This is a genomic window from Actinomadura geliboluensis, from assembly GCF_005889745.1.
GTDB classification, from domain to species: Bacteria; Actinomycetota; Actinomycetes; order Streptosporangiales; family Streptosporangiaceae; genus Spirillospora; species Spirillospora geliboluensis.
The window spans coordinates 1-4,527 of the sequence record NZ_VCKZ01000581.1 but is presented as its reverse complement, the minus strand read 5'-3'; the positions used below and the strand labels follow the sequence as shown (position 1 = coordinate 4,527).

Sequence of the window (4,527 nt, the reverse complement as noted above, 5' to 3'; positions counted from 1 at the left end):
GCGCACGACCGGGCGGTGCTGGCCGAGGCGCGGGTCGTGCTGGCCCGGCGGCTCGGCGTCCCGCCGGGGGAGGCTCTGCAGCATCTGATCTGGCTTGCGCGCGACCTGGAGATGGACCTGGCGGAGGCGGCGTCCCTGCTGGTCAAGGACAGCGGCGGCGGACCGGTCGGGGCGGTGCTCGCGGGGCGGCGGGCGCCGCGCGCCGAGGGCGGCGCGGCGGAGCGCCAGGCGGTGCTGTCGGAGGCGGAGGAGGTCCTGCGCCGGGTGACGGCGGAGGACACGGCGGGGGACGCGGAGATCCTCGCCGAGGTGGGGGACGACCCCGTGGCGCGGGCGCTGCTGGACGGGACGCTCGACTCCTGCGCCCACCTGGTGCCGGTCGTCGGCCCCGACGGCGCCGTGGCGGACTTCCTGTACGCCGACCTCAACGGCGTCGCGAAGGACATGTTCGGGCGCGGCAGGGAGGAGCTGACGGGGCTCCGGCTGCTGCGCACGGATCCGGGGGCGGTCCTCAGCGGGCTGTTCGAGGAGTACGTGGAGGTCTGGGAGTCGGGGACGCGGCTGGAGCGCGACTCGTTCTCCTACACCACGGCGCAGCGGGGGCTGTCCCGCTCGTCCCGGATGAGCGTGCGGTGCGTCCGGGTGTCGACCGGGGTCTGCGTCACGTGGCGGTACCACTTCGCCGAGGACCGCGTCGCGCGGCGGATGGAGCGGGTGGAGCGGCTGGCGCTGATCGGCTTCGGGGAGTGGGACCTCGCGACCGGGGAGGCGGACTGGACGCCGCAGATGCTGGCGAACTACGGCCTCGACCCCGAGGAGGTGCCGCCGATGCCGCACGACCTGCCGAAGGTCGTGGCGGAGGACGACCTCCCGCTGATGGAGGAGGCCATCCAGACGATGTTCTCCCGCAAGGAGCCGGTGGAGGCCGAGCACCGGGTGATCGCGCCGGACGGGACGCCGCGGCACCTGTGGCTGTTCGCCGAGCCGGTGCTGGGCGAGTCCGGGCTGCCGATCTCGATCAACATCGTCTCGCAGGACATCACCCGGCGGCGCGGGGTGGAGCGGGCGCTGGCCGAGACCCGGCGGCAGATGCTGAAGCAGCAGGCGCGGACGGCGCAGGAGCGGCGGGTCGCGGTGACGCTGCGCCGCGCGATCCTGCCGGACGAGGACGAGATCGAGGAGCTGCCGGGCCTGACGGTGGCGCTGCGCAGCCTGGCGGCGGAGAGCACCGCCCGCATCGGCGGGGACTGGTTCGCGACGCGGGTGCTGCCGGACGGGCGGGCCGTGTTCGCGATCGGCGACGCCGCCGGGCACGGGCTGCCGGCGGCGGCCGCGATGGCGCGCACGAGGAACGGGCTGCTGGGCCTCGCGTGCACGGGCGAGCCGGCGGGGCGGCTGGTGGGCTGGCTGAACGAGCTGGTGGGCAACATGGACCCGCCGGCGACGGGCACGGCGATCGTCGGGCATTTCGACCCGGCCCGCCGGGTGCTGGAGTGGACGTGCGCGGGCCATCCGCCGCCGATCCTGGTGCGGGACGGCTGGGCGGCGCCGCTGGAGGTGGTCCGCGACCCGATGCTCGGCGCGATGCCGGGCTGGCAGTACACGACGATCACCACCGAGCTCGACCCCGGGGACATGCTGTTCCTCTACACGGACGGCTTGGTGGAGCGCAGGGACGCGGACCTGGACGAGCGCATCGAGCGCCTCACCGGCATCCTGCGGGACGCCTCGACCCGCCCCGACCAGGTGCTGGACGAGGTCCTGGCGCGGATGGAGCACGACCGGGCGGCGGACGACACCACGCTCTTCGCGCTGCGCGTCGAGTGACGAAGCGCACCCGGATCCGGTGGCGGACGCGCCCTGTGAGCTAGGCCGCACGAGAACGGCCCCCGCAGGCCCCGCGAAGGGTGCGGCGGGGCATGCGGCCCCGGAACCCTCCGGGTTTCTTTACCCTTTGGGCATTGGCTTGTAAGGCCCATGGGCAAAGGGCTGAGGGCCAGTTCGGTAAAGATCGGGAAGATGCCGGGGCCTGACGGTGTTGAAGGATCCTTGGAAGGGCTTTGAACAGGCAAGACAGAGATTTGTGCCTGGTTTGCTTTTCCTCAGGAGGTTGGTACCTTCTATCCGGAATCCCGCAACGCACCCCATGCGTTGCCGCCGGTCGTCCGTTCCCAGGGCGGCCGAGGATCGCGGAGCGGTATCCGCACGCGATGCGCGCCAGACGATGCGCGCACCCCTCAGAGATCAGTCACTGAGATACATCCGATAAGTCTGCGCCGCATGTGCGGTGCGAGGCCGAGTCCGTGCCGGTCGAAGCGACCGGACGGAGCCGGGGACCCAACGTTCCAGGGGTGAATCGGCGCGACCCAGAGCCGCGCCGTAGGGCTGCTTCCATGCCCGAATCCGTCAGCTAACCCGGTAGGCGTCATGGAAGATAGGAGATTCCCTGCATGACCGGTCGTTTCGATCGACTTTCGCTCAACCGCTTCTCCCCCGAGGACAAGGCCGTCGGCGTCGCCGTGGGCGCCGTGCTCACCGGAGCCGTCGGACTCGCCGTCCTCAACCCCCTCGCCGGCGGCAGCGCCGCGGCCGAGACCCCGGCCCAGGCGAAGGCGGCCGTGGTGGCCGAGCAGGGCACCGCGTCGAAGCAGTCCACGTCGAAGCAGTCCGCGGGCATGACCCAGGCCGAGGCCCGCGAGGCCGGCTGGGGCGTCGCGCCGCGTCCGGTCAAGGCCTCCGAGGCCATCGCGCTCGCCAAGAAGCAGGTCGGCATCAGCGAGGGCAAGGGCGGCCAGACCAAGTTCCACAAGTGGTACGTCTCGACCCCGCACGCCAAGGCCACCGCCCAGCGCGACGGCGGCTTCTCGGTCAAGGCCTACAACGGCGCCCAGTGGTGCGACATGTTCGTGTCCTGGGTCGGGGCCCACACCGGCGTGAAGAACATGGGCTGGGACGCCTACACCGTCCAGCACGCCACGTGGTTCAAGAAGGCGGACCGCTGGGGCGACAAGCCCAAGCCCGGCGCCGTGGTGTTCTTCGACTGGAAGGACGGCTCGAAGGGCAGCATCGGCGACATCGACCACGTCGGCCTCGTCGTGAAGGACAACGGCAACGGCAAGATCAGCACGGTCGAGGGCAACAGCAACGACAAGGTGGAGAAGAAGGTCCGCGACAAGTCCGAGGTCGTCGGCTACGGCTACCCGGAGTACGCGTCCTGACGCTCCTCCCCCCAGCGCACGCATCGAAGGCGCCCGGCTCCGGCCGGGCGCCTTCGGGCGTTCCTGGAGGTGTGTCCTAAGTCGCCGTTGAAGGCGAGTAATGGGAAGCATTGACAGCCTTTGATGCTCCTTGGACCTCACTGGGGCGTTCCTGGAAAGGAATCCCTGGCAACGCGTCCGACCGGTCTCCGGCCCCGGCGGCCGGTCCGGTGCGCGGCGGGACCCGGTGAGGGGAGGCCGAGGGGGTGCGCCCGGATGTCAGCGTGGTGGTGATCGCCTACAACGACGCCCGGCGGCTTCCCCATGCGGTCGCCTCGACGCTGGAGCAGTCCCTGGGCGGCGTCGAGACCGTGATCGTCGACGACGCCAGCACCGACGGCACCGGGGAGGTCGCCGATCGGCTCGCCGCCGCGCGGCCGGGCCGGGTCCGGGCGGTGCACCTGCCGGTGAACTCCGGCGGCTGCGGCCGGCCCCGGAACGCGGGCGTCGAGGCCTCGTCCGGCCGGTACGTGATGTTCCTCGACAGCGACGACCTGCTGGACCGGCACGCCTGCCTCAACCTGCTCGCCACCGCCGAGGACACCGGCGCCGACCTGGTCTCCGGGCTGTGCGAGCGGGTCTTCCTGGACATGCCGGAGGGGGCGAAGGGGCGCGTCCGCCCCTGGTACCCCTGGCTGTACGAGCGCAGCGCCGTCTACGGGTCGCTGCGCGAGAACCCCGGTCTCCTCTACGACACCCTCTCCACCAACAAGGCGTACCGGCGCGGGTTCCTGGAGGAGCAGGGGCTGCGGTTCGTCGAGCGGCTGCACTACGAGGACCTGCTGTTCACCGCCGAGGCCTACCTGGCGGCGGAGCGGACCGCGCTGATCCCGCACCGCGTCTACCGCTGGCTCGTCCGGCGGCGGACGGGGGCGCCGTCGATCTCCAACCGGCGGTCCGAGCCGGCCAACTTCGCCGACCGGCTGGAGATCCACCGGCGCATCGACATGCTGTTCGCGCTGCGCGGCGCGCACGATCTGCGGCGCGCCAAGGACGTGAAGTTCGTCAACCACGACCTGCTGCTCTACCTGCGGGAACTGCGCGGCCGCGACCCCGCCCACCGGGACCGGTTCCTGGAGCTCGCGGCCGGCTACCTGGCCGAGCTGGACCCGCGCGTGTTCGAGCTGGCCAACCCGCTGCCCGCGATCGCCGCGTACCTGATCCGCGAGGGCGACCACGCCGGGGCGCTGGCCGCCGCCGAGTACCGGCCCCCGCGCCGGCCCGTGCTCCGCGCCCGGCTGGTGGAGCGGGACGGGCGGGTCTTCTGGGG

General features: G+C 72.1%; 3 protein-coding genes and 1 riboswitch. All 3 genes read left to right on the top strand.

All coding sequences use genetic code 11. From position 1 onward, the window contains the following. A partial coding sequence (locus ETD96_RS41780) for a PP2C family protein-serine/threonine phosphatase (RefSeq protein WP_138642011.1) occupies positions 1-1,827 on the top strand: 1,827 nt, incomplete at its 5' end. A gap of 456 nt (positions 1,828-2,283) precedes the next feature. Then, positions 2,284-2,440: riboswitch (cyclic di-AMP (ydaO/yuaA leader) on the top strand. A gap of 10 nt (positions 2,441-2,450) precedes the next feature. Beyond that, positions 2,451-3,218 carry a C40 family peptidase gene (locus ETD96_RS41775; protein ID WP_138642010.1) on the top strand — a complete coding sequence of 256 codons (768 nt, stop codon included), beginning with the start codon at positions 2,451-2,453 and terminating at the stop codon, positions 3,216-3,218. A 245-nt stretch (positions 3,219-3,463) separates the two neighbouring features. After that, on the top strand, positions 3,464-4,527 hold a 1,064-nt coding region (locus tag ETD96_RS41770), incomplete at its 3' end, for a glycosyltransferase family 2 protein (protein ID WP_138642009.1).

Coding starts and splice junctions, on each gene's coding strand:
- ETD96_RS41775 (WP_138642010.1), top strand. CDS start 2,451: ATGACCGGTCGTTTCGATCGACTTTCGCTCAACCGCTTCTCCCCCGAG.